The 22,792-nt window shown below is 57.1% G+C and carries 29 protein-coding genes; 11 read left to right on the top strand and 18 right to left on the bottom strand.

Translation table 11 applies throughout. The features are described 5' to 3' along the window. Positions 1–166 precede the first annotated feature (166 nt). From ACIOWE_RS20850 to ACIOWE_RS20800, 11 genes are all read right to left on the bottom strand, one after another. Positions 167–2,554 (bottom strand): DUF3772 domain-containing protein, encoded by a 2,388-nt coding sequence (locus tag ACIOWE_RS20850; protein WP_401395286.1) that lies wholly within the window; start codon positions 2,552–2,554, stop codon positions 167–169. 72 nt (positions 2,555–2,626) lie between these two features. Then, on the bottom strand, positions 2,627–3,085 hold the full coding sequence (locus ACIOWE_RS20845) for a metallophosphoesterase family protein (RefSeq protein WP_401395284.1): 459 nt from the start codon (positions 3,083–3,085) through the stop codon (positions 2,627–2,629). Between the two features lie 178 nt (positions 3,086–3,263). Further along, entirely contained in the window at positions 3,264–3,686 is a 423-nt protein-coding gene (locus tag ACIOWE_RS20840; RefSeq protein WP_401395281.1) for a hypothetical protein, read from the bottom strand. 624 nt (positions 3,687–4,310) lie between these two features. After that, positions 4,311–4,799, bottom strand: a complete 489-nt coding sequence (locus tag ACIOWE_RS20835) for a tyrosine-type recombinase/integrase (protein ID WP_401395278.1) — start codon at positions 4,797–4,799, stop codon at positions 4,311–4,313. A gap of 77 nt (positions 4,800–4,876) precedes the next feature. Next, the gene (locus ACIOWE_RS20830) at positions 4,877–5,263 is read right to left on the bottom strand and encodes a cupin domain-containing protein (RefSeq protein WP_401395275.1); all 387 of its coding nucleotides are present in this window, start codon (positions 5,261–5,263) and stop codon (positions 4,877–4,879) included. Positions 5,264–5,335: 72 nt separating this feature from the next. Then, on the bottom strand, positions 5,336–6,160 hold the full coding sequence (locus tag ACIOWE_RS20825) for an AraC family transcriptional regulator (RefSeq protein ID WP_401395272.1): 825 nt from the start codon (positions 6,158–6,160) through the stop codon (positions 5,336–5,338). A gap of 289 nt (positions 6,161–6,449) precedes the next feature. Continuing rightward, positions 6,450–7,016: a hypothetical protein gene (locus tag ACIOWE_RS20820; protein WP_401395269.1), complete on the bottom strand. Its 567-nt coding sequence runs from the start codon at positions 7,014–7,016 to the stop codon at positions 6,450–6,452. A 55-nt stretch (positions 7,017–7,071) separates the two neighbouring features. Then, positions 7,072–7,317, bottom strand: coding sequence for a hypothetical protein (locus ACIOWE_RS20815; protein ID WP_401395266.1), 246 nt, complete (start codon positions 7,315–7,317; stop codon positions 7,072–7,074). Positions 7,318–7,474: 157 nt separating this feature from the next. After that, complete coding sequence (locus tag ACIOWE_RS20810) at positions 7,475–7,912, bottom strand: hypothetical protein (RefSeq protein WP_401395263.1); 438 nt, start codon at positions 7,910–7,912, stop codon at positions 7,475–7,477. Between the two features lie 228 nt (positions 7,913–8,140). Further along, on the bottom strand, positions 8,141–8,584 hold the full coding sequence (locus tag ACIOWE_RS20805) for a lysozyme inhibitor LprI family protein (protein ID WP_401395260.1): 444 nt from the start codon (positions 8,582–8,584) through the stop codon (positions 8,141–8,143). 254 nt (positions 8,585–8,838) lie between these two features. Further along, the gene (locus tag ACIOWE_RS20800; RefSeq protein ID WP_201232696.1) at positions 8,839–9,756 is read right to left on the bottom strand and encodes a LysR family transcriptional regulator; all 918 of its coding nucleotides are present in this window, start codon (positions 9,754–9,756) and stop codon (positions 8,839–8,841) included. Positions 9,757–9,898: 142 nt separating this feature from the next. Between ACIOWE_RS20800 and ACIOWE_RS20795 the strand changes: the two genes are divergently transcribed. From ACIOWE_RS20795 to ACIOWE_RS20770, 6 genes are all read left to right on the top strand, one after another. Then, positions 9,899–10,657: a 5-oxoprolinase subunit PxpA gene (locus ACIOWE_RS20795; protein WP_401395257.1), complete on the top strand. Its 759-nt coding sequence runs from the start codon at positions 9,899–9,901 to the stop codon at positions 10,655–10,657. A gap of 93 nt (positions 10,658–10,750) precedes the next feature. Continuing rightward, the gene (locus ACIOWE_RS20790) at positions 10,751–10,996 is read left to right on the top strand and encodes an acetyl-CoA carboxylase (RefSeq protein ID WP_401395254.1); all 246 of its coding nucleotides are present in this window, start codon (positions 10,751–10,753) and stop codon (positions 10,994–10,996) included. Between the two features lie 10 nt (positions 10,997–11,006). Then, the gene (locus ACIOWE_RS20785) at positions 11,007–12,380 is read left to right on the top strand and encodes an acetyl-CoA carboxylase biotin carboxylase subunit (RefSeq protein WP_401395251.1); all 1,374 of its coding nucleotides are present in this window, start codon (positions 11,007–11,009) and stop codon (positions 12,378–12,380) included. Next, complete coding sequence (locus ACIOWE_RS20780) at positions 12,377–13,249, top strand: allophanate hydrolase subunit 1 (RefSeq protein WP_401395248.1); 873 nt, start codon at positions 12,377–12,379, stop codon at positions 13,247–13,249. Before ACIOWE_RS20785 ends, ACIOWE_RS20780 begins: the two co-directional genes overlap by 4 nt. Further along, the gene (locus tag ACIOWE_RS20775) at positions 13,246–14,220 is read left to right on the top strand and encodes a biotin-dependent carboxyltransferase family protein (RefSeq protein WP_401395245.1); all 975 of its coding nucleotides are present in this window, start codon (positions 13,246–13,248) and stop codon (positions 14,218–14,220) included. Before ACIOWE_RS20780 ends, ACIOWE_RS20775 begins: the two co-directional genes overlap by 4 nt. A 111-nt stretch (positions 14,221–14,331) precedes the next feature. Continuing rightward, positions 14,332–15,654 (top strand): purine-cytosine permease family protein, encoded by a 1,323-nt coding sequence (locus ACIOWE_RS20770; RefSeq protein ID WP_401395243.1) that lies wholly within the window; start codon positions 14,332–14,334, stop codon positions 15,652–15,654. A gap of 96 nt (positions 15,655–15,750) precedes the next feature. Here the strand turns inward: ACIOWE_RS20770 and ACIOWE_RS20765 are convergent, their stop codons facing one another. After that, complete coding sequence (locus ACIOWE_RS20765) at positions 15,751–16,113, bottom strand: DUF6124 family protein (RefSeq protein ID WP_401395240.1); 363 nt, start codon at positions 16,111–16,113, stop codon at positions 15,751–15,753. A gap of 460 nt (positions 16,114–16,573) precedes the next feature. On the opposite strand from ACIOWE_RS20765, the gene ACIOWE_RS20760 reads away from it, so the two are divergent. The 5 genes from ACIOWE_RS20760 (at position 16,574) to ACIOWE_RS20740 (ending at position 19,832) form a co-directional block, all read left to right on the top strand. Further along, positions 16,574–17,023 carry a hypothetical protein gene (locus tag ACIOWE_RS20760; RefSeq protein WP_401395237.1) on the top strand — a complete coding sequence of 150 codons (450 nt, stop codon included), beginning with the start codon at positions 16,574–16,576 and terminating at the stop codon, positions 17,021–17,023. 140 nt (positions 17,024–17,163) lie between these two features. Beyond that, positions 17,164–17,877 carry an SAM-dependent methyltransferase gene (locus ACIOWE_RS20755; RefSeq protein WP_401395234.1) on the top strand — a complete coding sequence of 238 codons (714 nt, stop codon included), beginning with the start codon at positions 17,164–17,166 and terminating at the stop codon, positions 17,875–17,877. 194 nt (positions 17,878–18,071) lie between these two features. Beyond that, positions 18,072–18,632 (top strand): hypothetical protein, encoded by a 561-nt coding sequence (locus tag ACIOWE_RS20750; protein WP_401395231.1) that lies wholly within the window; start codon positions 18,072–18,074, stop codon positions 18,630–18,632. A gap of 62 nt (positions 18,633–18,694) precedes the next feature. Continuing rightward, positions 18,695–19,015 carry a hypothetical protein gene (locus ACIOWE_RS20745; protein ID WP_401395228.1) on the top strand — a complete coding sequence of 107 codons (321 nt, stop codon included), beginning with the start codon at positions 18,695–18,697 and terminating at the stop codon, positions 19,013–19,015. Between the two features lie 124 nt (positions 19,016–19,139). Beyond that, positions 19,140–19,832 (top strand): M24 family metallopeptidase, encoded by a 693-nt coding sequence (locus ACIOWE_RS20740; RefSeq protein WP_401395225.1) that lies wholly within the window; start codon positions 19,140–19,142, stop codon positions 19,830–19,832. 14 nt (positions 19,833–19,846) lie between these two features. Here the strand turns inward: ACIOWE_RS20740 and ACIOWE_RS20735 are convergent, their stop codons facing one another. From ACIOWE_RS20735 to ACIOWE_RS20710, 6 genes are all read right to left on the bottom strand, one after another. Then, positions 19,847–20,005: a DUF2986 domain-containing protein gene (locus ACIOWE_RS20735; RefSeq protein ID WP_201238001.1), complete on the bottom strand. Its 159-nt coding sequence runs from the start codon at positions 20,003–20,005 to the stop codon at positions 19,847–19,849. 51 nt (positions 20,006–20,056) lie between these two features. After that, positions 20,057–20,383 (bottom strand): low molecular weight protein tyrosine phosphatase family protein, encoded by a 327-nt coding sequence (locus ACIOWE_RS20730; protein WP_401395221.1) that lies wholly within the window; start codon positions 20,381–20,383, stop codon positions 20,057–20,059. Then, a complete protein-coding gene (locus tag ACIOWE_RS20725; protein ID WP_201238003.1) occupies positions 20,380–20,574 on the bottom strand; it encodes a hypothetical protein in 195 nt (64 codons plus the stop codon). Before ACIOWE_RS20725 ends, ACIOWE_RS20730 begins: the two co-directional genes overlap by 4 nt. A 135-nt stretch (positions 20,575–20,709) precedes the next feature. Further along, positions 20,710–21,618 carry an alpha/beta fold hydrolase gene (locus ACIOWE_RS20720; protein WP_401395219.1) on the bottom strand — a complete coding sequence of 303 codons (909 nt, stop codon included), beginning with the start codon at positions 21,616–21,618 and terminating at the stop codon, positions 20,710–20,712. A 67-nt stretch (positions 21,619–21,685) separates the two neighbouring features. Further along, positions 21,686–22,114 (bottom strand): hypothetical protein, encoded by a 429-nt coding sequence (locus ACIOWE_RS20715; RefSeq protein WP_401395217.1) that lies wholly within the window; start codon positions 22,112–22,114, stop codon positions 21,686–21,688. Next, the gene (locus ACIOWE_RS20710; RefSeq protein WP_401395213.1) at positions 22,111–22,596 is read right to left on the bottom strand and encodes a GNAT family N-acetyltransferase; all 486 of its coding nucleotides are present in this window, start codon (positions 22,594–22,596) and stop codon (positions 22,111–22,113) included. Before ACIOWE_RS20710 ends, ACIOWE_RS20715 begins: the two co-directional genes overlap by 4 nt. Between the last annotated feature and the right edge of the window lie 196 nt (positions 22,597–22,792).

The raw sequence follows: 22,792 nt of genomic DNA, 5'->3' as shown, positions 1-22,792 counted from the left end.
CTTTTGGGTTACCTTTTCGGCGTCTGGAAAAGGTGACTCGCTGTAAGAGCGAAACCGCCAGAAACATCACCCGCAGCAACGGATATGCCCCCAACCCCAGCCCCCAAAACAACAAAATCAAAAGATCGCAGCCTGCGGCAGCTCCTTGGGTTGGCGGTGAGGCGAGTCAGGCGCTCGCTGGAGGCTTGGCCAACTCAATCCCCGCCGCCCCCAGACGCTTGAGAATCTCGAACAACAAATCACTCTTGGTCACCCCGACAATCCTCGGGCTGCCCACATACCCGGTGATCGTCAGCGTGATCCCATCCGGCGACAACTTGCTGAAACGCACGAACGCTGCCGGTTTATCGAGGATGCTTTCGTTCTCCCGGTAGGTGTTCAGCAGCAGTTCCTTGACTTGCTCGGGATCGATATCCAGCGGAAACATCAGCTCCAGCGACGCCACACCCTGAGCGCTGCCGCCCAGGGTGACGTTGCGCAGGTTCTGCGAGATCAGTTGCGAATTCGGCACGATCACGATCGAGCGATCGCTCAACTGAATCTCCGTGGCGCGCACGTTTATCCGGCGAATATCGCCCTCAACCCCACTGATGCTGATCAGATCCCCCACCTTGACCGGGCGCTCGGTCAACAGGATCAGCCCCGAGACGAAGTTCTTCACGATCTCCTGCAAACCGAAGCCGATCCCCACTGACAGCGCACTGACGATCCACGCCAGATTGGTCCACTGCACCCCCAGCGACGACAGCGTCAGCAGGATCACCAGCGCATAACCGATATTGGAAAACAGTGTGCTCAACGATGCGCACATTCCCGGGTCCATATCGGTCTTGGGCAGGAACTCATTGTCCAGCCAACGGCGCAACGCACGGATCAGGTAGATGCCGATCAACAGCGCCAAAGCGGCGTTGAGCAAATGCCCCGGCACGATGTTCAACTTGCGCAATCCAGCACCGCCGAGGATCGCCATGATGTTGTGGACCAACTGTCCGAGCGTGGTGCCGATGCCGCCAACAAACAGCGCGATGATCGCCAGCAACAACAGCCCGGCGCGGCTCACCCCGGACAACAGAATCGAAATCTGATCCAGTCGTCGATCACTGATTCCCAATAACTGCTTGAGCGCCTTGCCGCTTGAATGCTTGGGCGAAAACACGTACTCGCAAGCGTCCTTGATGACCTGAATCAGCAAGTAAAAACCCGACAAGACGATGTACGCCCACACCACTTCATAAGTGATGAAGCGTGCCAGCGAGACATACCCGGTGAGCAGGGCAACTCCAGAGACAAACATAGCCAGACTGACAGCGGTGTAGATCACCCCGGCAAACGTGTTGCCCGTCGCCTGCGGATCATTGGCCGCGATCAGCCCTCTGCGCACTTTGCTGACGCGCAGCAGCATCGTCACGACGATGACCATCACCACGATCGCAATCACGCCCCGTCCGGCGATCACGATCTGGCTGCTCATGCCGGTGGCATTGCTGACCTGCACCAACGTCACCAGCACTAATAACGTGCAGGAAAGAATGCGCGGATAGGGTTTCAACGCCTGCGCCACCGGATCGGCAATCGCTGGCAACCGCCACGACGGATGCTCGGTCGACAGCAGCGCGCGGCTCAGCCCGGTGATCAGCACGCAGGCATAGACAACCTTGGCAAACTCCTCGGAAAACGTCTCCAGCACCGGCGGCAAAGGCGCGTGACGGGTGCAGGCGTAAAACAGAATCTGCAGGGCAATCCCCGTGGTGACGATGGTCGCCAGTGCCGAGGCGAACGCCAGCGCACTGCGCCGCACACGCCCCTCCGGCATGCGATGAATACACAGCCACGTCAGCCCACGCTCGGCCAGCCGACGCCCGAATGTCCAGATCAGCAGCGCCAGCAACACCAGCACACTGGTATAAAACCGCTGCCCCGGCGCCCAGACCGTGGCCCACGTATCGCTCACCTGACCGACAAAAAAATGCAAACGCTGCCGATCGTCATCACGAGGATTGACCAGCGGCGACCAGAAGTGCGGACTCAACACACTGTCCGTGCCCAGCGTCAGCTCACTCTCCAGCAACGTGCGCCGAATCCCGGCAATCTGCGTGATCAGATCCGCCGCACTCTGCTTCAACGCCGCCAGGTTCTTCAGCGTCGCATCGACCTTGTTCTTCTGCTCCGCCAGCGACGCTCGCTGCGCGATGATATCCGCCTGCTCCGACGCCACGCCGGTATCCGGCGCCGCGCCCAACACCCCCAACTGCACCGCCAATTGCGCCTGCTGCGGCAGCAACGACGCCGACAACCGATCAACATCCAGAATGAACGCCTGCACCCGATCCTGCGGCCCTTCGAGCTGGTTGTAATTGTTCGCCGAGGAAATCTGCTGCTTGAGCCCGTCGAGGCGCAGTTGCAGCGCCTGCAAGTCACTTTGACTGATCACCGGCAGCGGCGCGGCAGCGGTCTCGGAAGACGCCGGCAGATCCGCCGCCCACAGTGATGAAGAACCGCCCGAAACGAGCAGGATGAGTGCGATAAAAAACAGCGAGTTCAATGTGTTGCGCATGGGGAAGACGGACCCGAATTGATCACACAGTCTATGAGGGTAGGTGATCAAGGCGCGGGTCGAGGAAAAGTTTCAGGGCAGGAGGTGGATTAGCTCGGGTTGTAGCGCCTCAGAGGTGACATCGAGCAAGGCCAACGTGACCGGGAGTTTGAAACGACGGCGCCCGGCACTGCCGGGGTTGAGATACAAACGGTCACCGCGCCATTCGATCAAGGGCTTGTGCGAGTGGCCGGTAATGATGAGCTTGATGTCGGGGCCGAGATCGCTGGGGACGTCGGCGATGTCGTGGGTCAGCAGGGTTTGCCGGCCGCTCAGGTCGAAGGTGAGATGGTCGGGAAGGGCGGCGGCCCAGGGGAGGTTGAGGTCGTTGTTGCCGCGTACGGCGTGGAGCGGCGCAATTGCGGCTAGTTGGTCGAGGATTTCAGGGCTGCCGATATCGCCGGCGTGGATGATGACGTCGACGCCCTGGAGGCGGGCGAGGGCTTCGGGGCGGAGCAGGCCGTGGGTGTCGGAGATGATCGCGGTTTTCATGAAGGGGAGATTAGCAGGGAGTGGAGAGCGGCTATAGGCCAGGCGGTGCCCTCCGTGGGCGGCAGATATCGGCCAAAAGCGGCCAGTCATCAAAGCCCCAAAAATGTCCCGAGGCGAGTATCTAGTCACGCCAATTGGGCCCGTCATTGTGAGCAAGGCTAGAGGTTTCAACCATTTGCTAGCCGGAGGTAATCGCAAATAGATTTTTGCACAAATAGGCATCCTCTCTTGGGATGAAATCTTCGGGGCTTTCATTGCAGGAAAAAGCTTCGAAAACGTGGTTAATAATTTTTTTTGCTTGGTCCGTAGTAAGGACACGAATGTCTATCAGGTCAAGAAGAGCATCGGCTATCTCGTTTAAACTAATGCAGTATTCTTCAGCGGCAACCCTAAGCAGCGCTCGCATTTCCCTATATTTACTATCTGAATCTACATTGTGTTTCAGAAATTCAAGTGGCTCTTCCAGAATTTCAAAAGGATAAATCTTTTGATACCTGTCGCAGTATTCTATAAGGATCCGCCTAACCTTCACGCCATCAAATTTTTGAGAGCTAGCCCCTAACAGTGCATTAATTTTCGTATTAGCTATCCAGCTTTTCATCGCGAAATTTACCTTGCTTAGCGCTTGTTTAAGGGACGTCGACTGGCGGATCTTGGCCGATAGCTGTCCTCAACCCCTAGCCTTTTACAGACGTTCAGCCACCTATCTTGCCTGCGTAATGCCATGAAACCTCTTCGAACACTCCGCTAGCGGTCAGCATTGCGCCGAGCTCATAAATTAGTTGCCTATTGAGAGTGGGGTGGTCGGCTTCTCCGAAAGCGCTCCAAGAGTCGCTGTCAATTCGGCAAGTTCCAAACTTGCTTTCTAGATGGGAGTGAGATGCCCATATGCCATGTTCAGTGGTGTTGACTGAGAATCCCAATGGTACCAATACCATGCGGAGCGCCTCCTGAAACCCAATGTCCGATGGCTGTGGATAGAACTCAACTAGCAGTTTTTTACTGCCATAGCCTTCTCTAATCGCGAAAGGGTACATGACCGTCCTCTTGAACTATTTCGAGCTCTTTGCACCGTCCGTGAAAATTTAACGAGGTGCAAGACATTGGTTAGGTTACGAAGCCATCGACAACAAGTCTAGAAACAGGAGTGGTTAGCGCCTCTGCCAACACACGTCAGCTTTTGGCCGGAAAGCGACGGTCTGGCCCAGACCGTCGCAGCGGATAATTACACGTCTGTCTGCTCTGCCATTTCTAGAGCATCGTCTACCTCAATGCCCAAGTACCTGACAGTGCTTTCGAGTTTCGTATGACCAAGCAAGAGTTGAACTGCACTCAAGTTTTTGGTCCTGCGATAGATCAACGAAGCCTTGGTTCGTCGTAGCGTGTGGGTACCGTACATTGTCGGGTCGAGTCCAATGGCTGTTACCCATGGTTTGACTATTCGAGCGTATTGCCTGGTGGAGAGATGATCTGAGTCATGCAACCGCGTCGGAAACAGAAAGTCCTCACTGCGAAGATGCGCCTTACGCATCCAAGCCTCCAGAACTGTTCGCGTTAGCTCAGTAATTTCAAACTGCACTGGATGTTGAGTTTTCTGCGGTATCACGATGGCCCGTGACGAAACATGCTCCCCATGCGCAATGTCACGTACTCGTAGCTTGGTTAAGTCACAGGCACGCAGTTTGCTATCGATGGCCAGGTTGAGGGAGGACAAGGGTGGATCAGCGGTACTGCGTGGTGGTCGCTAGTCGACCCACAGAAGACGCCGCCATTACGCACGGCGGCATCGAATCATACCCAGACGTCGTTCAAGGCAGTTCGTTCGCCATCTTCATGACCCGTATTCAAAATGCCTCGGGGCTCGATCATCATCAGTTTCGCTTCACCTTGCGCGGCGGTCCTGTGCGCCACGCCGCGTGGCACCACAAACAACTCACCCGGTTTCACATGGACGCAACCCTCAGGCAGGTCGATGCGTAAGGTGCCTTCCAGCACAAGAAACGCTTCATCGGTTTCCGGGTGTGAGTGCCAGATGAATTCGCCTTCGATTCGCACGACCTTGAATTGGTAGTCGTTCATTTCCGCGACAACCCTGGGGCTCCATTGCTGCTCAATTAGCGAAGCCTTTTGCGCCAGGTTTACGGGGAGCGATACTTGTTGATGACGGGACTCAGGCATGACGGATCCTCTGTAGTTGGAGTCGTCAGCCTATAGAACAGGGAAACTACCGTTCTTGTACGATCCTGCAATTCAGCGTGTGAGTCGCAAGCGTTCCAGCCAGCGCATGGGCGGTACGCCGTAGCAGCGCGTGAAGTGTCGGGTCATGTGGCTTTGATCGTGAAAGCCCGCGGCAAGCGCGGCGTCCACCAGTGTGAAACCGTCAAGGACCAGCCCACGGAAGCGGTCCAAGCGACGTAAGGTGACGAAGCGGTAGGGACTGGTGCCATAGAGCGTCCTGAAGTCCCGTGACAGGCTCCAGCGTTCGCGTCCGCTGGCATGCTCCAGCATCTCCAGGGTGATGCCCAGGTGCAAATGTTCCATGATGAACGCCCTGGCGCGTTCAGCTGAGTGGTAATCGAGGCATTTTCGGCCACGCGGCTTGCCCCCCACTGCACGCAACGCCATAGCCAGATCATACAAGGCGTCCTGTTCCTCCAGCGTTTCCAGTGGATGATCCAACGCTTGCACGAATGCTTCGCTGGCCTGGTACAGGCGTGGATCGTTCGAGAGTCCACCGGCGATGAAGGGCAGAGGTTGTCCACCCAGGACGTTCTGGATCAATCCAGGATCGATGTAGGCCATACGGTAGTGAAATCCTGCGTCGGTGCCGGCCATACCGTCATGCAGTTCGTCGGGGTGTAGCACAAGCGTGTTGCCTGGCACTCCATGGCGCAGCGAGCCCTTGTAATGAAAGCTCTGTACGCCTGCGAGGGTTCGACCCACCGAGTAGGTGTCGTGACGGTGCGGGTTATAACCGTGACTGCCGAACCACGCTTCGATTCGCTCGATACTGCCGGGTTGAGCACCGCGTATTACCCAGTCGGCGCTGGTAGGTCTGCTTTTTTTTCGGTCCATGGAAGTATTTTCCCGTTTCTGCGCAGTACTGGCGGACAACTTTCTTACGGCTTGAGGAATATACAAGTGCCCGCATTCCGATGTCTGCTTTTGGCCGTTAGCTGCCGCTCCTGTCCGTCCGCTTCCGGCCACGAGTCGGCCGAAACGTTCCGGCATATCTCGCCGCGCAGCGCCCGAGCAGAGTGCCCAGAGTACGCCATCGAGTATCAAGCTCTTGCTGTTCTTGGTGTTAAAGAATAACTTCCGCTTAATCTATTGCTCACGGAAGCAAGATTTTATCGTGGTGGGTTTAATTATAGATGAAAGTATAGCTCATAATGTAGCTACCTATTTTATTCGTGCGGGCACTCACCCATACGAGCTGCATTCCCTGTTGTATGTTTTTATCCAGATCCATTTTGTTCGTGCAAAGCTCAATCCAGCGGTTTGTACTTTGATCTTCGATCCATAAACCTGCCTCGCAACGACCAAACTTCCCCCTGGAAGGTCCGGGGTATCTCAGCTCATATGAAGACTTATAACTAATAATCTTGCCAGGCAAAAGATAGGCCGCGGTGGCATAACCATTCAGAGATAGAATAAATCCTAAGCAGAACCATCCAGTAAAAGAGTTTAGAGCCTGTATTGCTGTCTTTCGCCCAGGCCGCTTGTAGAGTGTTCGAATTACAGCGGTAAGCCCAGTAATGGAGCTGATCAGTAGGTATGTGCTCCACTCGGGGATTTCAGGCATCAAAACTGTTCTTGCTGAAACTTTAGAAGCCCAGCCTACATAATAAAGCTCTGCGCCAAGAAGCAAAAATACTACCACTGTTAGAACTATTCTTTTTGATTTCCTTTCGGGTGATCCAGGTTCCATAAGCAGCTCTTGGGGGGGGCAGTAATTGTCGGAGGCAAAAATTTAAGTGGTGACGTCAGCGGGGGGGAGGAAGAAACTCATAGGTCAACCCTGCCTCATAAAACACCGTTCGCCACTCTAGAAAACCCGGACGGTATTCGCACAGAAGACGAACGATCTGAGCATCCTCTCCGATATAGACTTCTTCCACCAAAGCGATATCTCCTGGCGCTGCCTCGCGAGAGTTAATCCAATCAGTTAAAACTATTGTTGCTTGGTCAGCGCTGATTAGTTTTATGAGATCGCCTTTAGACAGTGCCATGTCCCTTCGCCTGGATTTTTACTGATAACAAGTGCATGAGCCTATCGGCTTTTTAAGGCAAAGTCCTTTCTTTTAGTCCGAAGGCTTCCTTTAGACGATGTCCGCTTCTGGCCGATTGCTGTCTTTGGGAAGGTCCGCAGTCGACCCATAGCTGTCATTAAATTGAGGTAACGAAGCGGGTTTCGAGGCCTACACTTACTGGCGGTAGCGCATTAATCAATACGACGGCATCGTCGCCCTGGTTAAGGTAGATCAATGAGTCACCGGTCTCGAACGTAACTCTGAACCCGGCCAGCCAAGGCTCTTGCCCGTTGAAGGAGTCAAGTATTCCCTCAACTGCGCAAATTTTTGTGTTCTCGAGGTGGGTTGCTAATAGACCTGCAAGCAGGTTTTCCCTCTTCCAGGAGCAGGTCACGTTCGGCTCTATCTCGAAGGAAGCTGGCGTATCAGAAGGCAACAAGTCCGCACCTACTCTCTCGCCATCACTCAAGAGATACATGGATAGAATTTCTCGCTCGCCAAAACGCCACTCTAGAGAACCTATGTCTCCCAGATCTTTCTCGTCGTTGAAATAGTACTGGTCGTGCAGCAGCACGCTCAGCCGCTTTCCCAAAAGCGAACGTGCGTTTTGCAGGTCTAGGACAGCTCTTGTAGGGGATGGGGAGTGTCGGCTAGACATCGGCATCTCATATAGGTGGGAAGAGAGGCAGATACTACACAAACGCCATTAAGTCCGCTTATGGCCAAAAGCGGACGCTCGTCCGACCCTGTTTCAGCAAAACAAGCCGCCACCAATACTGCGGATCCCGGATCACCACTACGATTAATAACGTTCTGGATTCCAAGGGATGTTTTGCAAAAAGAAACTGCGAGCATCTAGCTCATCAAGCTCGCAACGCAATGCAGCAAGACTCATCCAGGCACTGGCTCCTTCCGATACTCCGCCATAAAAACTGCAATGCTCGTTCACATACGTCCTCCATGCGGCATGTTCTTGCTCGAACTGCTTCCGGGTGGCGCGTATGTCATCCGAGCTTTCAGGAACTTTTGCCAAAGAATCCGCGTACAGACGCTCGACGGCAGCACGCTTTTGAACTGCTAAGTGCTCCATGCATTGCGTGACCTGCAAAATACTGTTGCCGGCCACATCACATGCCTTTTGCTCGATAGCGGCGCCCCATACATGGGGAATCGAGGCGGTCAGTAGCACAAAAAGGCATGATTTCATGAGATGAACGCCAAGGTCGTTTGGATTGAAATGCTTCAACGACCCGCTTCGATCAGGTGTGATCATCTAACGTGCGGAGTACAACAAAGACTTGGAAGTCGGATCGTGGCAAAAGACAGACATTTTCCAGGGACGAGGACTGAACGCCGTTAGTAAAAAGTTCACAAGTCTTGTCGATTGAAGAAGAAGCCAGGCCGATGCGACGTCTGCTTCTGGCCGAACAAAGCCCATCCAGACGCTCAACGCTCACTCTGACAAACCCAAATTTCAAACCAGCGCGGGTATGAGGCTTTTCAGCGTCGCGCAGACAGCTGCTGCGGCGCTAAAAAAGCATCGTGGAAATAGTTACGAAACGCCTGCATTGCAGGGCTGAATTCGCGCTCGCGATGCCATGCCAGTCCGACGCTCATCGGCGTCACTTTGTCGGTGACTGTCAGGGTTTCGATGCGTTTGCCTTCCAGTGACCAGGGGCGGTGCACCAGATCCGAGAGGATTGCCACGCCGCTGCCGTTGGCGACCATGCTGCGCACCGCTTCGACTGAGCTGGTGCGCACCCGCACGTTTGGCTGTTGTCGCGCATGTTCCCAGTAGCGCATCGCACTTTGTTCGGCTTCGTCCACGGTCAGCAGAATGTAGGGTTCGTTGGCCACGTCGGCGAGGCTGACTGCCGAGCGCTCGCACAGGGGATGGCGGCTGGGCAGCCATAACCGGCGCTCGGAGTTGAAGAGGATTTCCGAGACGATGTCCGGGTGGGTGAGGTTCGCGGTGAGCACCACGGCCATGTCGAATCGACCTTCCAGCAGCCCTTGCTCGATAGCTGCACGTTCTTGTTCGTGGACTTCGATGGTCACGTCGGGATGCCAGTGTTCGAGCCGTTGCAAGTGGTGCGGCAGGAAGTAACCGATCACCGTATAGCTCGCCGCCAGACGCAAGACACCGCTGGCGCGGATGTCCGGCAACGGGCTGTTCAACGCGTCGTCGACGCTGCGCAAAATCACATAGGCCCGATTCAAAAAGTGTCGCCCGGCGTCGGTGAGGCTCATGCCTTGGGCCGAGCGCTGGAACAATAGCGTGCCGAGGATGCCTTCCAGTTCCTTGATCGCCGTGGTCACCGCCGACTGGGAAATATTCAAATGAATCGCGGCTTGAGAGATTTGCCCGATCTCGGCAGTGGCGACGAAATAACGGACTTGGCGCAAGGTCAGCGACATGAACACTCCGGATGACGAGGTTTGGGTTTTTGAGGGTTATCTGTTTTTCAGAAGAAAGCCTATCTGATAATAGATCTTCCCAAGGGGTAAACAGAAATCTAACTTTGCTTGCATGAAGTCACAAGCGTCGGGAGCAAGCGTCATGCAGGCAGTAGATTTCAACTCGGACATGGGCGAAGGTTTTGGCCCCTGGACCATCGGCGATGGTGTCGACGATGAGCTGATGGGCTTTATCAGTTCGGCCAACATCGCCACTGGTTTTCATGCTGGCGACCCGAGCACCATGCGTCGCACGGTTGAACAGGCCAAGCGCCTGGGCGTGGCCACCGGCGCGCATCCGGGTTTTCGCGACCTGGTCGGTTTTGGTCGCCGGCACATCAATGCGCCGGCCCAGGAACTGGTCGACGACATGCTTTATCAGTTGGGCGCCTTGCGTGAACTCGCCCGGGTTCAAGGCGTGGCGCTACAACACATCAAACCCCACGGCGCGCTCTACATGCACCTGGCCCGAGACGAAGAGGCCGCCCGTTTGCTGGTGGAGAACCTGCAGCGTCTCGAACCAGAGTTGTTGTTGTATTGCATGCCCGGTTCGGTGATCTGGCGGGTTGCCAAGGAACTCGGTCAACCGGTAATCCGCGAGTTCTACGCCGACCGCGAATACGATCTCAGCGGCTCCATCGTCTTCACCCGCAACGTGCGGGCTTACGACCCAACCCACGTCGCCGAGCGAGTGTTGCGTGCTTGCCAGCAAGGCGTGGTGCGCACCGTCGAGGGCGAAGACCTCGCGATTGAATTCGATTCCATCTGTTTGCACAGCGACACGCCGGGCGCCCTGGCGTTGGTCGAAGCCACACGCCGGGCGCTCGACAGCGCCGGGATCGAGGTGCGCGCCCCCCGCTGAGACCCAACGAGAACACCCGGCACACAGACGCCGGGGTTCGCCTACGGATTCATTTTTGCCTGCCTTTCTACAACTATTCCAAGAGGAACAGACATGGCCGAACACAGTGTAATGACCCCGTTACCGGGGACCTTCTACCGTAAAGCCACTCCGGAATCGGCGAACTTCGTCGAGGTCGGTGCGCAGGTCAGCGCCGACACGGTGATTGGCCTGATCGAGGTCATGAAGCAGTTCTCCGAACTGACCGCCGGGACGGCCGGTCGCCTCAGTGCCTTTTTGGTAGAAGACGGTGATCCGGTGGAGCCGGGTCAAGTCGTCGCAACACTCGACGACGAGTAAGGGCGCGATCATGACCAACGCCATTGAAAAATTGCTGATCGCCAACCGTGGCGAGATCGCCGTGCGGATTATCCGCGCCGCCAAAGAACTGGGCATTCCCACCGTTGCTGCGTGCAGCGAGGTGGACGTCGATTCTCAGGCTGCGCGCATGGCCGATGAGGTGCACATTCTCGGCCCGGCCCGTGCTGACAAAAGTTACCTGAATGTCGAAGCCTTGCTCGGCGCCTTGAAAGCCACGGGGGCCAACGCAGTGCATCCCGGTTACGGCTTTCTGTCGGAGAACGCCGATTTCGCCGAAGCGGTGGTGGCTGCCGGTGCCATTTTCGTCGGCCCGAGCGCGGAGACGATCCGGCGCATGGGCGATAAAGCCGAGGCACGACGCACGGCGCAAGCCGCTGGGGTGCCGGTGGTGCCGGGTTCGCCGGGTGAGTTGTTCGACGTTGAAGCGGCGCTCAAGGCAGCCGAATCCGTTGGCTTTCCGCTGTTGATCAAAGCTTCGGCCGGTGGCGGCGGGCGCGGTATTCGGCTGGCGGAAAACGCCGAGCAATTGCGCGAAGAATTCCCCCGTTCCCAGCGCGAAGCCCAAGCGGCGTTCGGCAATGGCGCGGTGTATCTGGAGCGCTTTATCGGCCGGGCCCGGCATATTGAAGTGCAGGTGTTGGGCGACGGTCAGCATGCCGTGCATTTGTTCGAGCGCGAGTGTTCGCTGCAACGGCGCCGGCAGAAAATCTTCGAAGAAGCGCCGTCGCCAGTCCTCAGCCAACAGCAACGGCAAACCCTCTGCGAAAGTGCTGTGCGCCTGACCGAATCCTTGGGCTACAAGGGCGCCGGCACCCTTGAATACCTGTATGACGATGCGACTGGCGAGTTCTTCTTTATCGAGATGAACACGCGGATTCAGGTGGAACACCCGGTCAGCGAGCTGATCACCGGCATCGATCTGGTTCAGGCCATGTTGCGCATCGCTGGCGGGGAACCGCTGGGCTTCAAGCAAAGCGATATCAGGCTACACGGCGCGGCCCTGCAAATGCGCCTGAATGCCGAAGACCCGGCGCGGGATTTCTTTCCGAGCCCGGGGCTGGTCGAGGCACTGATCTGGCCGCAGGGTGAGGGCATCCGCGTCGATACTCATCTGTATCCGGGCTACCGCGTGCCGCCGTACTATGACTCGCTGCTGGCCAAACTGATTGTCCACGGTGCGGATCGCGCCGAAGCCCTGGCCCGGGCACGAATGGCTGTGGCGCAAACTACACTCACCGGCATGGCCAATACCTTGGCCTTACACGGTGAATTGCTTGAACAGCCGTGGCTGCACAGCGCCGATTTCCATACCGGCACCCTGGAAAACTGGCTGGCCGAGCGCCGCAGCGGAGGTGACGCATGAGCACTCCTATCCGCTACAGTTTTGGCGCCGACGAGCATTTGTTTGCCGAAGTCAGCGACAGCATGTCGCTGGACGCGTTCTTCAAAGGTCTGGCGGTAACCCGAGCCGTAGAACGCCTGGCGCTGGATGGTGTGCTCGATATTTGCCTCGCCAACGCGTCGTTTCAGATTCGTTTTGATCCGGACCGCATTGCCCCTCACACCTTGCTCGAAGCGGTGAAGATCGCCGAGGCCGGGGCCGTCGCCGAGCGCACGTTGCAGACGCGGATCATCGAGATCCCGGTGCTCTACAACGACCCCTGGACCCACGAAACCCTGATGCGTTTTCGCGACCGCCATCAAGACCCGAGCGCCACCGATCTGGAATACGCCGCCCGAATCAACGGTCTGGCCGACGTCGATGCATTCATCGCGGCCCACAGTGGCGCGCCGTGGTTTGTCTCGATGGTCGGCTTCGTTGCCGGGTTGCCATTCATGTTCCAGATGGTCGAGCGCGAGCGTCAGTTGCAGGTGCCCAAGTACCTGCGTCCGCGCACCGACACACCGAAATTGACCCTTGGTCACGGCGGTTGCTTTGGCTGCATTTACTCCGTGCGCGGCGCCGGCGGTTATCAGATGTTTGGTGTCACGCCCGCGCCGATCTACGACCCGCAACAGCAACTCGCGTACCTGAAAGAACACATGGTGTTTTTCCGTCCCGGCGACATCGTGCAGTTCAAACCGATGGACCGTGAAGCCTACGACCGTGCGGTCGCTGAAGTGGATGCCGGTAGCTTTGATCTGCGGATTCGGCCGGTGGAGTTTTCGCTGGACGCGTTCCTCGCCGATCCCGCTGGCTATCCCAAGTTGTTGCAGGAGGTGTTGGCATGATCAAGGTCCTCAAACCCGGCCTCGCCACTTCGGTACAAGACCTGGGTCGCGAAGGGTATTACCACTTGGGCATTCCGCCGTCCGGCGCGCTTGATCAGTACGCCTTGAGCGCGGCCAATCAATTGGTCGGCAACCCGGCCGGCGCGGCGGCGCTGGAATGCACGCTGCTCGGGCCGGAGCTGGAGTTTCAACAGGATGCATTGGTGGCGGTCAGCGGCGCGCACATGACGCCTCGGGTCGATGGCGTGGAAATGCACCATGACACCGCGTTCAGCGTGAAGGCCGGGCAAGTGCTGCGCTTTGACTTTCCCAAGGCGGGTGCCCGCGCTTATGTGGCGGTTGCCGGCGGCATTGATGTGCCGTTGGTGCTCGGCAGTCGCGCCACTTATGCGCTGGGCGCGCTCGGCGGTTTTCAAGGGCGACGTCTGGTTGCCGGCGACCAATTGCCGGTGGGCATCGCCAGTGGCAAGAGCCGTGCCGGGGCCAGTTTGCCCATGGCGTTACGGCAATCATTGGGTGGCGAAATCACCCTGCGGGTGGTACCGGGCTTGTACTACCACCGCTTGAGCGAGTCGGCGGCGAAGAGCTTTTTCGCCGAACCGTGGACGGTCGGTTCGGAAGCCGACCGCATCGGCTATCGCTTCAAGGGCGGCAGTGCGCTGAGCTTCCAGCCTCGCGAGCAGCCGTTCGGCGCCGGTTCCGATCCGTCGAACATCGTCGACAGTTGCTACCCGATCGGCTCGATCCAGGTGCCCGCCGGGCTCGAACCTATCGTGCTGCACCGTGATGCGGTGTCCGGTGGCGGCTACGCGATGATTGGCACGGTGATCAGCGCCGACCTTGATTTGATCGGCCAGATGCAACCCAACCAGAAGGCCCGCTTTGTCGCGGTAACCCTCGAAGAGGCGCTGGAAGCGCGACGTTCCTATAAGAAAAAACTCAGCTGCCTGAGCAAGCTGTTCCCTTCCTGATTCTGCCCGCCGTCTAGCGCGGGCCATGCCAAACGGTACGCCAACGCCGCACTTCGGTGCGGTGACGGCTGCCCGCGCTTCAACCTTTGACTGGTTCTGGAGATCACGCATATGGCTGCTTTATCGCAATCGAGTCAAACCGGGCAAGACCCGGCGCATCATCCTGTGCCCACCGATGCGCGCATGGGTCGACTGTCGCTGACCATGGCCTGGTGGGCGGTGTGCAGTGCGATGTTTTACATCGTGGTGGGTGCTTCATTGGCGTTGTCGTTCGGTGCGCGCAATGCGCTGATCGGCATGGTGCTGTCGGTGATCAGTTATGGACTGGTCAACAGCGTGCTCAGCCGCTTTGCGATTCGCAGCGGTTTGTCGGTGGCGTTGTTTTCCCGGCTGTTGTTCGGCAGCACCGGGGCTTGTCTGGCGACATTGATTTTCTTCTCGACCGCGATTTACTACGCGGTGTTCGAAGGCTCGGTGATCGCCGTCGCGCTCAATCACCTGTACCCGGAACTGATCTATCCGCTAGCGGCACTAGTGGTGGTGCTTTACAGCGTGCCGATGATTCTGGGCAGCGTGCAGCACTGGCTGGACAAGCTCAACGGCGTGTTGCTGCCGGTGTACCTCGGTGGCTTGCTGGTGGCAGTGGGGCTATCGATCAGCCGGTATGGCTACCAGCCGCAATGGCTGGATTTCGGCCCGGCAACGCCTGCTGCATTCGGCTGGTGGGATTGTTTTGTCGCCTACATGGGCGTCTGGGTGTTGATGCTGTTCACCTTCGACTATGCGCGTTTCGGCAAACCCGAAGACGCCGAGTACCACGGTCGCTGGAACTTCGGCATGCCGTTCTACGCGGTGACGTTTCTGCTCAACGGCGCGGCGGGCATTTATCTGGTCAGCAGCATTCCTCACGAAGGCGCACTGAACGAAGTCTCGGTGGTGATGGCGATTTTGCAGTTGATGGGCCTGTGGGGCTTGCTGTTTGTCTGGGCCACGCAAACCCGGATTAACACAGCCAACTATTACTTGGCGACCCTGAACATGCAGGCATTCTTTGCGCGATTTGGCCTTCGTGGTTCGTACTTGATGTGGGCAGTGGCGGTGGGGGTGATCGTCTACGGCTTGATGCTCGCGGACGTGTTTGCCTACATCCTCAAGGCGCTGGCCTATCAGGGGATTTTCGTGGTGGCCTGGGTGGGTGTGGCGCTGGCGCACATTCTCTACGCACGCAGTGACGTGGCAGCGCTCGAACGGGTGGTCGCGTTTAACCCGGTGGGCTTGACGGCCTGGTTTGGCGCCACCGCTTTGGGGCTGGCGTTGATGTTTTGCGGCGGCAGCCTGAGCAGCTTTTCCGCGCCCGCTACGGTAATAGCAGCGTTTGCCTTGCAGGCAGGCTTATCCCATCGAAGCCATTTGCGGTTACGGTTGGCGGAATAGAGTTTTGCAGTCACTCATCCGGTGACGACTTCCGGGCGATGGCGGAGGCGCTGTTCAGTGGCGAAAAGCTTGTTGATCGCCACTGAACGAGAGGGGCTACTTGGTTACATCAATCTTGTCCAAGGCTCGATTGACTGCCAACTCGCCAAGCATCACCACTTGCGCAATGCCCAGCAAAGTCTTGCGTACCGACCCCTCCACAAGCCCGGCAACATCACCCAGCATGACACTGGCTGAGGCCAGCGATTCGCAGGCATTTGCCAGCAACGATTCGGCATCAGCCTGCGGATCAACCAGAAACATCGTGCTGGGTTTATACGGCGCAGCCATGATCGCCGTGGCAGGTTTGAGGTAGTGGTCGAGGGCGCGTTCTGCCGCGTCGTGGAATTTCTTGGAATCGGGGGATTCGTAAGGGGAGGCTGGATCTGTTTCTGGTGGGTTCGGCGTTGGTTTGAACATAGATGAAACTCCATATGTGGTCAAAGGAGCCATCCACTCTCGCTACCAAACGAGGGGTGGCGGCCATACGAAGGTTGGTAGACCGGCCCACATGGAAAAAACCGGCGCGCCCGAAGACGCCCTGCGCATGGCCACCATCAAGCGGATGCCAGAAAGCATCTGCGATAGGTGACGCAATACGCCATGTGGAAGACGGGCTACCAAACCCGATCACTGCTATTTCAGTGACCGATGAACGATAGAGCTCACCCTCCAGGCGCACAAGCCGGCGGATTCTGGCGTAGTCGTAGGCAACGGCGCAAGGTGTTGTAGCCTTCTGGGCGTAACGTGGCGTGTCATTTAAACGCCTCCAGAAATTCCTTAAACAAACACTGCATGTCACTGCCAAAAGCACGCTGTTAAAGTGCATCCTCGCCGCCAGGGTCGGTGTATTGGGTGGACGGTTTTCCGGAGTCGGGTGATGGGTTTTTCTGCAACGATGTGGGAGTGGTTTGGCCAGGATGAGTACGGCCGGGTCTTTGCCGTGTGCGAGGGGCTTCTGGCTCTTCACTTTCTTGCCATGACGCCGGAACAACAGCGCTGTGCGATCCCGTATTGCCCAGCCTGTGAGACCTGGTCGGAGATAATGCTACCGCTGGAAAGAACACTGACAGCCTGCGCCAGCGCGTTGCCGATGGACGTCAGAACGCGGCTGCAAAGTCTGTGGGAGCAATGTAATGGTCTGACGGAAGCGGCTTTTCACTGTGATGACTGGTTCATGTTTGAGCATTCTGAATGGCAGCCGCTCAGAGTCGCGGCTGAAGAGTTGAAGCAACTGATGGAGTGGCAGGATATCGAACCGTTTCGGGAGGAGTTGCTGGAGGATTGCCGCAACGCCATTCGCGGCATTAAGCGTCGAGTAACTGAGTAAGCCTCAGCAGCAAAGAGGCGCATCGACGGTTTCGTGTTTGCACTGTGCATTCCTCATGGGAATGCACCGCATAAAATCAATGCATTTTTCTTATCCGATTCCCCGGCGTACCTTGCTGCAAAGACAAGGAGAATCGCCCATTGAACGCATCCGCCCCCCCATCCGCCGATAAATTCGACACCTCCCGCGCCAATGAATACGCCAGACAAAGCCGCATTGCCCTGGCCGGTTATGACGCCTGCCACGATCTGGCGGCGTGCATGTTGGCTGCCAGCCTCGGTCACTCGCCCTCGGCAAACGTGTTGGTGGTCGGCGCTGGTGGTACGGCGCAGGAATTCATCGCGATGGCGTCGCTGGAGCCGGACTGGCATTTCACGGCGGTGGATCCTTCCGCGCCGATGCTGGACGCCGCGACGCAGCAGTTGCAGGCCCATGGCTTGCAGGACAGAACGGCGTTGCATCTTGGACTGGTCGACGATTTGCCGGCGGATCAGTTGTTCGATGCGGCCACGTTGATCGGTGTGCTGCATCACTTGAATGGCGACGAACCAAAACTGGCAATCATGCGGTCCATTCAGGCTCGTCTCAAACCTGGCGCTCCGTTGATTTTGGCGGGCAACCATTACGCTTACGCCAGCCAGCCGCTATTGCTGGCGGCGTGGGGGCAACGCTGGCGGCAGCAGGGTGCCAATGCGGAGGAGGTGAGGGCCAAGCTTGGCAAGATTCTTCAAGGCGCGGATCCGCCACATTCCGAAGCGGCGGTTCAAGCGCTGTTACATGAGGCAGGGTTTGGCGAGGCGACGCGGTTTTTCAGCAGTCTGTTTTGGGGAGCGTGGCTGACGTGTAAAAGATGACTGAGCGGATGGTGTATCCTCTGCGCCGCACTCCCGGGACAGGATTTTACCGGGATGAACAAGGATGATTGAAGAGTGAACATGGAAGTGTGCTTATTCCCGCCATATCCAAACCTCCACGAGATGAAAGAAGTCACGCCGGTGAAACTACCGAATTGCGTGCTGTTTTCGCTGGCCGGAGTATTTAAATCGTCATGATGCGTTTCATTAAATCGACAGCCCATGTTCTACTCTGCACGATTCAATATCTGGCCTCGGTTTTGATTAAGTTAGTGTTGGGTATCGCCGCAATACTGGCTTTGATTGTGCTGGTTATCTACGCAATGGCAGATTCAACGAAGCCCGAAATGGTGCCTCGGTTAGATGCTCTGGTTACGACGTTTCACGGCTATGGAATCTCTTATTATCAGGACCAGGACTGGTGTGAGAGTGTACGTGTAGAGTCGGCTGAGTATGCCAACTCGACCGCCTCGACTTGTGGAGTCGGTGACGAGAAAACACCGTTTAATGGATCAGGAACAGCGCTGTTTGCAAAAGCCAGGGAGGCGGCGAAAAAGGCAAAAATTGCTCCTGTAAGGCTCAGCGTTCAGTCCGCGCAAGGCAGTGTGTCGTTCGCACAAATCGATCTTTCGTGCTTTCTATGTTACGCATCTTATGTCTATTCACCGCTCGCCAAATACCAGCCTGACGCGGCAGAAAAAGCCAGCGTCACCGAGATGGGCGGGGGTTGGTATTACGTGACGACAGGCATTTGATTCAGGCGCTCGCTCAGCATTTTTTTTGAATTTTTATACGTTTAGCTACTCAGGTACCGAAAATGAAAAGTATGAAGCTGTCAGTCGGTGTGCGGAACTTTCTGTTATGGATTTTTATGCTGTTGTTTATAGTTGCTACCAATACGTTGATCTATCTTTCTTCGCTTTTGGATTTTAGTGATGGTTCGCAGCTTATATTTGTCTTCAGTATTTATCTTCTTGTCTACGTGGTGTTTCTGATTTTATTAGTGTGGGCGTGGCAGTTTTTGCACAGACTACTGGCGCTTAAACCACTGCCGGGACAGAAAATCCTCGTCACTTATGAACTGACTTTTGACGAGTACGAAAAGCTCAAAAATTACTTGGCAGAGATCAGAGCCTGAAAGCAGTGCTTGAGTGAGCGAGTACGCTGTGTCAGCCAATAAACGCTGGCCGACGGCTGGAGGAAAGTAACTGCGGATACTCAATCAGCTTTAATCGAACCGGCCATAAAAGGAGCTTCCGTTCATGCCCGCGCCACGCAATCGACCCGTCCAGGCAGCGGCGAAATCCGTTCTCGCCCAACTCGTTGATCACATCACCCCAGGCTCTTCGGAAGCCTCTATCGCAAAGTTCGCCGCCGACCGGCTGGCGCACGCGGGGTACCCGCAAACCTGGTACTACGATTGCCCGGCCTTCGTACTTTTGGGGTCGCGTAGCCTGCTTTCAGTGTCGGGCCGCGACTATCAGCCCAGTGAAGAGAAGGTCGGCTTACATAACCTGGTAACCGTCGATCTCAGCCCGCGATCAGGCGAGATCTGGGGCGATTGCGCTCGTTCGTTTTACGTTGAAGATGGGGTGTGTCGAACGGTGCCAGTAGGTGAGGCGTTCACTGGCGGATACGCGGTGCAACAACGCTTGCATGCGCACATGCTGCAATTTGTTCGTCCTGAAACCACGTTTAACGAATTGTATGAGTGGGCGAACGAGGCGGTTCTCGATATCGGTTTCGAGAATCTGGACTTCCTTGGCAACGTCGGTCACAGCATCTGCGAGCGACGGGAGCAAAGGCTCTACATTGAATCGGGTAATCACCGGCAACTGGGTGAGGTGTCCTGTTTCACGTTCGAACCGCATATCCGTTTGCACGGTGGTCAGTGGGGTTACAAGCATGAAAACATCTACTACTTCGACGAGGACGGCGCGCCCTGTGAACTGTAGGGCAGAAGCCTGAATCAGCCCTCGGAGGAAACCACCGACTCCGAACTAGCCTCGGCTTCCAGCTTCGCGCGCTCGGCCTTGCTGATGTATTTAGGCTTTTTCGGGGCCAGTTTCGCGTTGGCCTTTTTGGCTTTTTCCTTGAACAACTGCTGCAGTTTTTTCTGACGATTCATGTTTTTTTACTCGATGTGTTAGTGGCGGTGGCAGTGGTTCAAGCCAATGGCCTAGGCGTTGAGGTAAGGCTGAACGGTGTCTTCGAGGATGCGTATCAACTCAGGATCCATGTAGCGGTAGTCATCCGGAATATCCAGCGTGTGGATCGGTTTGTGTTCAAGCAGCCGGGCGTATTCGGCCTGCAAACGATTCAGGTGTTTGCGCTCCATCACGAAGATGACATCGGCCCAGCGGATATCCGCCGGGCCGACAGGCTTGTGTGCATTGGGGCTGGTGCCGGCCGAGCGGGCATCGAAGCCGGGGCGACGGCGCCAGATGGCTTCGGCCGTGGGGCTGCGCCACTGGTTGCGGCTGCAGATGAACAGGAGATTGGTCACTCTTGATCCAACAATTGGCGCGTGGTGCGGATGGGGTAGGGCATGCCGAGCTGGCGTGCCCTGACCAGCTTGTCAGAACGGGTGTACATCAACTTCCAGTTCTTTGGCGGCTTGAACTTCAGCGGATCGGCCGCTTTGCCATTGCCGCATTTACGGGCCTGTTGACGTCGCCAGGCGCGGGTTCTTTCCATGATTGTTTCCTCGTGAATACCGGGTTCAGCAGCCGCGGTAATACGAGTTGCGGGTATGTTAAGCGTGAATCGCGGCGGTGACTAGTTTCGGCGTTCCTCGTGGTTGGCATGCGCAGCAAAAACACCGCCACTCCCTCACATCGAAATAAAGTCCCGAACAGCCTTGATCGTCGGCGCCGGCGCTTCCTCCATCAACCAATGTCCCGCGCCGGGAATCACCACTTCAGTGACTTTGTCCGCAGCGTTACGCATGACGATCGCTTCGTTGTTGCCGAAGGATTTCTCACCGCCCACGGCCAGCACCGGCATGCTCAGGCGCTTTTGTAGTACAGGTTCGTTGTCGGTCGCATCCTGTCGAATGCTGCGGAACTGCGCGAACGCCGCGTGCATGGCGCCGGGGCGGGCGTAGAGTCTGGCGTAATGCTGCCGAGTACCTTCGTCGATTTTCGCCGGAGTGCCGGCGAATTCGTTCCAGAAACGGTCGAGATAGATGCGCTCGCGTCCGGCGACCAGACGCTCCATGTCGGCGCCGCCGAAGTCGAAGTGCCAGAGCATTGGTGAGCGCACGATGTCGTTCCATGGCGTGATCCCCGGGACCGGCGCGTCCATGACCACCAGACGCTCGGTACGCTCGGGATAGCGGGCGGCATAGGCGAAGGCGACCATGGTGCCGATGTCGTGGCCGATGATCACCGAGTGCTCGATTTTCAGCGCGCTCAAGACCGCGCGAATGTCACCGGCCTGGGTTTTCTTGTCGTAGCCGCTCTGTGGGATCGACGACAAACCCATGCCACGCAGATCTGGCACCACCACCGTATGATCACGCGCCAGATCCGCCGCCAGCGGCGCCCACATGTCACCGGTATCGCCGAAGCCATGCAACAGCACCACGGCCGGGCCTTTGCCACCGACGCGCACGTGCATTGTCGCGCCGTCGACCGGGATCTCTTGAACCCGGAAGGCCGCAGGAAATGGCGTGATGTCAGCGTGGGCCGCAAGGCTCAGGGCGAGCAGTGTCAGGGCAGTCAACAGAGAGCGAATCATGTCGGTGTCTCCAATCAGACGAGCGCAGGAAGGAAACGCGCTCGATCAGCGTAGTCGAATTGGAGAGCTAGCCTTGATGATCGCCCGGGCAGTCGGACGGTGTGGTGCCGATCTGGATCATGCCGGCGTAAACGGTGGGGTAAGGGCCATAACCCCAGGATATCGGTCCCCCATAAGCCACCAGATCATAGATTTCGCTCTCCCCGAGCAACTGGCCATTGCGATTGTCGTACAAACGAAAAAACGCCGGGCTCTCCCAACTGACGAACCACGTCCGATCCTGCGGATCGTCCGGGTGGAACTTAGGGTGAAAGGAGTCGAACAACAGCCAATGGGGTCTGAACTGCTGGACACGCACGCAGCCGTCGGGGCTGATATGCGCGGCTCCTTTCGGCTCGGCGAGCGCTGTTTCCCACCAGTCTGAGGCCGTCCATAGCCCGGCGTAGAACAGCAATAAACCGAAGACGATCAGGGTCAGTCGTTTTTGCCTGCTCATGCCAGACGCATACCCATTTCGACTGCACGATGCTCGAAGCCGAACTCCGCATACATACGCGCCGCGCGCTCATTGAACGGCCAGACCGTCAGGCGCAAATCCTGAGCGTCATGCGCGATGCCCCAATCCCTGACCATTTGAATCAGTGCCCGCCCAATGCCTTTGCCGGAAAACCGCTCAGCCACGCACACCGAGCCGATGCGCACGACATTCTGCGGCTGCATCAGCGGCCCTGAGCTTGCGGATACGTTGGCTGTGATGAATGCCGCCGGCTGATCACCGACGTGGGCGATGAAAGCCACCTGATTGGGCTTTTCGAATACTCCCGACCAATGCGGCAGATCGCGGGAAAAGTCTTCAGTGGGCGCAGCGTAGATGTCTGGGCGGGCGGCGTGGTGCACGGAGTTGAGCAACTGGCCCAACTCGCAAAAGGTCGGTGCGTCTTCGGCGGTGGCGGGCCGGTAAGTGATGGTTTCATCCATGACGGGTGTTTTCCTTGAGTGTGTTGACGGTGCATCGGGATATTACAGGGCGCAGTCGAGATAACCGACCCCTGTTTTTTACCAAGCGCTCGACTCGATAGTTGCTTGCATCTTGTGGCGAGGGAGCTTGCTCCCGCTGGACTGCGCAGCAGTCCCCCTGGTTAATCAGTGAGTCGAGGGCCGCTTCGCGCCCCAG

The organism is Pseudomonas sp. NPDC087598, from assembly GCF_044743525.1.
GTDB lineage: Bacteria > Pseudomonadota > Gammaproteobacteria > Pseudomonadales > Pseudomonadaceae > Aquipseudomonas.
This window is presented reverse-complemented; position numbering and strand designations above follow the sequence as displayed.

What these genes read in the sequence shown, in the direction of transcription:
- ACIOWE_RS20850 (WP_401395286.1), bottom strand. Translation starts at nt 2,554, where the DNA reads ATGCGCAACACATTGAACTCGCTGTTTTTTATCGCACTCATCCTGCTC.
- ACIOWE_RS20845 (WP_401395284.1), bottom strand. Translation starts at nt 3,085, where the DNA reads ATGAAAACCGCGATCATCTCCGACACCCACGGCCTGCTCCGCCCCGAA.
- ACIOWE_RS20840 (WP_401395281.1), bottom strand. Translation starts at nt 3,686, where the DNA reads ATGAAAAGCTGGATAGCTAATACGAAAATTAATGCACTGTTAGGGGCT.
- ACIOWE_RS20830 (WP_401395275.1), bottom strand. Translation starts at nt 5,263, where the DNA reads ATGCCTGAGTCCCGTCATCAACAAGTATCGCTCCCCGTAAACCTGGCG.
- ACIOWE_RS20825 (WP_401395272.1), bottom strand. Translation starts at nt 6,160, where the DNA reads ATGGACCGAAAAAAAAGCAGACCTACCAGCGCCGACTGGGTAATACGC.
- ACIOWE_RS20820 (WP_401395269.1), bottom strand. Translation starts at nt 7,016, where the DNA reads ATGGAACCTGGATCACCCGAAAGGAAATCAAAAAGAATAGTTCTAACA.
- ACIOWE_RS20815 (WP_401395266.1), bottom strand. Translation starts at nt 7,317, where the DNA reads ATGGCACTGTCTAAAGGCGATCTCATAAAACTAATCAGCGCTGACCAA.
- ACIOWE_RS20800 (WP_201232696.1), bottom strand. Translation starts at nt 9,756, where the DNA reads ATGTCGCTGACCTTGCGCCAAGTCCGTTATTTCGTCGCCACTGCCGAG.
- ACIOWE_RS20795 (WP_401395257.1), top strand. Translation starts at nt 9,899, where the DNA reads ATGCAGGCAGTAGATTTCAACTCGGACATGGGCGAAGGTTTTGGCCCC.
- ACIOWE_RS20790 (WP_401395254.1), top strand. Translation starts at nt 10,751, where the DNA reads ATGGCCGAACACAGTGTAATGACCCCGTTACCGGGGACCTTCTACCGT.
- ACIOWE_RS20785 (WP_401395251.1), top strand. Translation starts at nt 11,007, where the DNA reads ATGACCAACGCCATTGAAAAATTGCTGATCGCCAACCGTGGCGAGATC.
- ACIOWE_RS20780 (WP_401395248.1), top strand. Translation starts at nt 12,377, where the DNA reads ATGAGCACTCCTATCCGCTACAGTTTTGGCGCCGACGAGCATTTGTTT.
- ACIOWE_RS20775 (WP_401395245.1), top strand. Translation starts at nt 13,246, where the DNA reads ATGATCAAGGTCCTCAAACCCGGCCTCGCCACTTCGGTACAAGACCTG.
- ACIOWE_RS20770 (WP_401395243.1), top strand. Translation starts at nt 14,332, where the DNA reads ATGGCTGCTTTATCGCAATCGAGTCAAACCGGGCAAGACCCGGCGCAT.
- ACIOWE_RS20765 (WP_401395240.1), bottom strand. Translation starts at nt 16,113, where the DNA reads ATGTTCAAACCAACGCCGAACCCACCAGAAACAGATCCAGCCTCCCCT.
- ACIOWE_RS20760 (WP_401395237.1), top strand. Translation starts at nt 16,574, where the DNA reads ATGGGTTTTTCTGCAACGATGTGGGAGTGGTTTGGCCAGGATGAGTAC.
- ACIOWE_RS20750 (WP_401395231.1), top strand. Translation starts at nt 18,072, where the DNA reads ATGATGCGTTTCATTAAATCGACAGCCCATGTTCTACTCTGCACGATT.
- ACIOWE_RS20745 (WP_401395228.1), top strand. Translation starts at nt 18,695, where the DNA reads ATGAAAAGTATGAAGCTGTCAGTCGGTGTGCGGAACTTTCTGTTATGG.
- ACIOWE_RS20740 (WP_401395225.1), top strand. Translation starts at nt 19,140, where the DNA reads ATGCCCGCGCCACGCAATCGACCCGTCCAGGCAGCGGCGAAATCCGTT.
- ACIOWE_RS20735 (WP_201238001.1), bottom strand. Translation starts at nt 20,005, where the DNA reads ATGAATCGTCAGAAAAAACTGCAGCAGTTGTTCAAGGAAAAAGCCAAA.
- ACIOWE_RS20725 (WP_201238003.1), bottom strand. Translation starts at nt 20,574, where the DNA reads ATGGAAAGAACCCGCGCCTGGCGACGTCAACAGGCCCGTAAATGCGGC.
- ACIOWE_RS20720 (WP_401395219.1), bottom strand. Translation starts at nt 21,618, where the DNA reads ATGATTCGCTCTCTGTTGACTGCCCTGACACTGCTCGCCCTGAGCCTT.
- ACIOWE_RS20715 (WP_401395217.1), bottom strand. Translation starts at nt 22,114, where the DNA reads ATGAGCAGGCAAAAACGACTGACCCTGATCGTCTTCGGTTTATTGCTG.
- ACIOWE_RS20710 (WP_401395213.1), bottom strand. Translation starts at nt 22,596, where the DNA reads ATGGATGAAACCATCACTTACCGGCCCGCCACCGCCGAAGACGCACCG.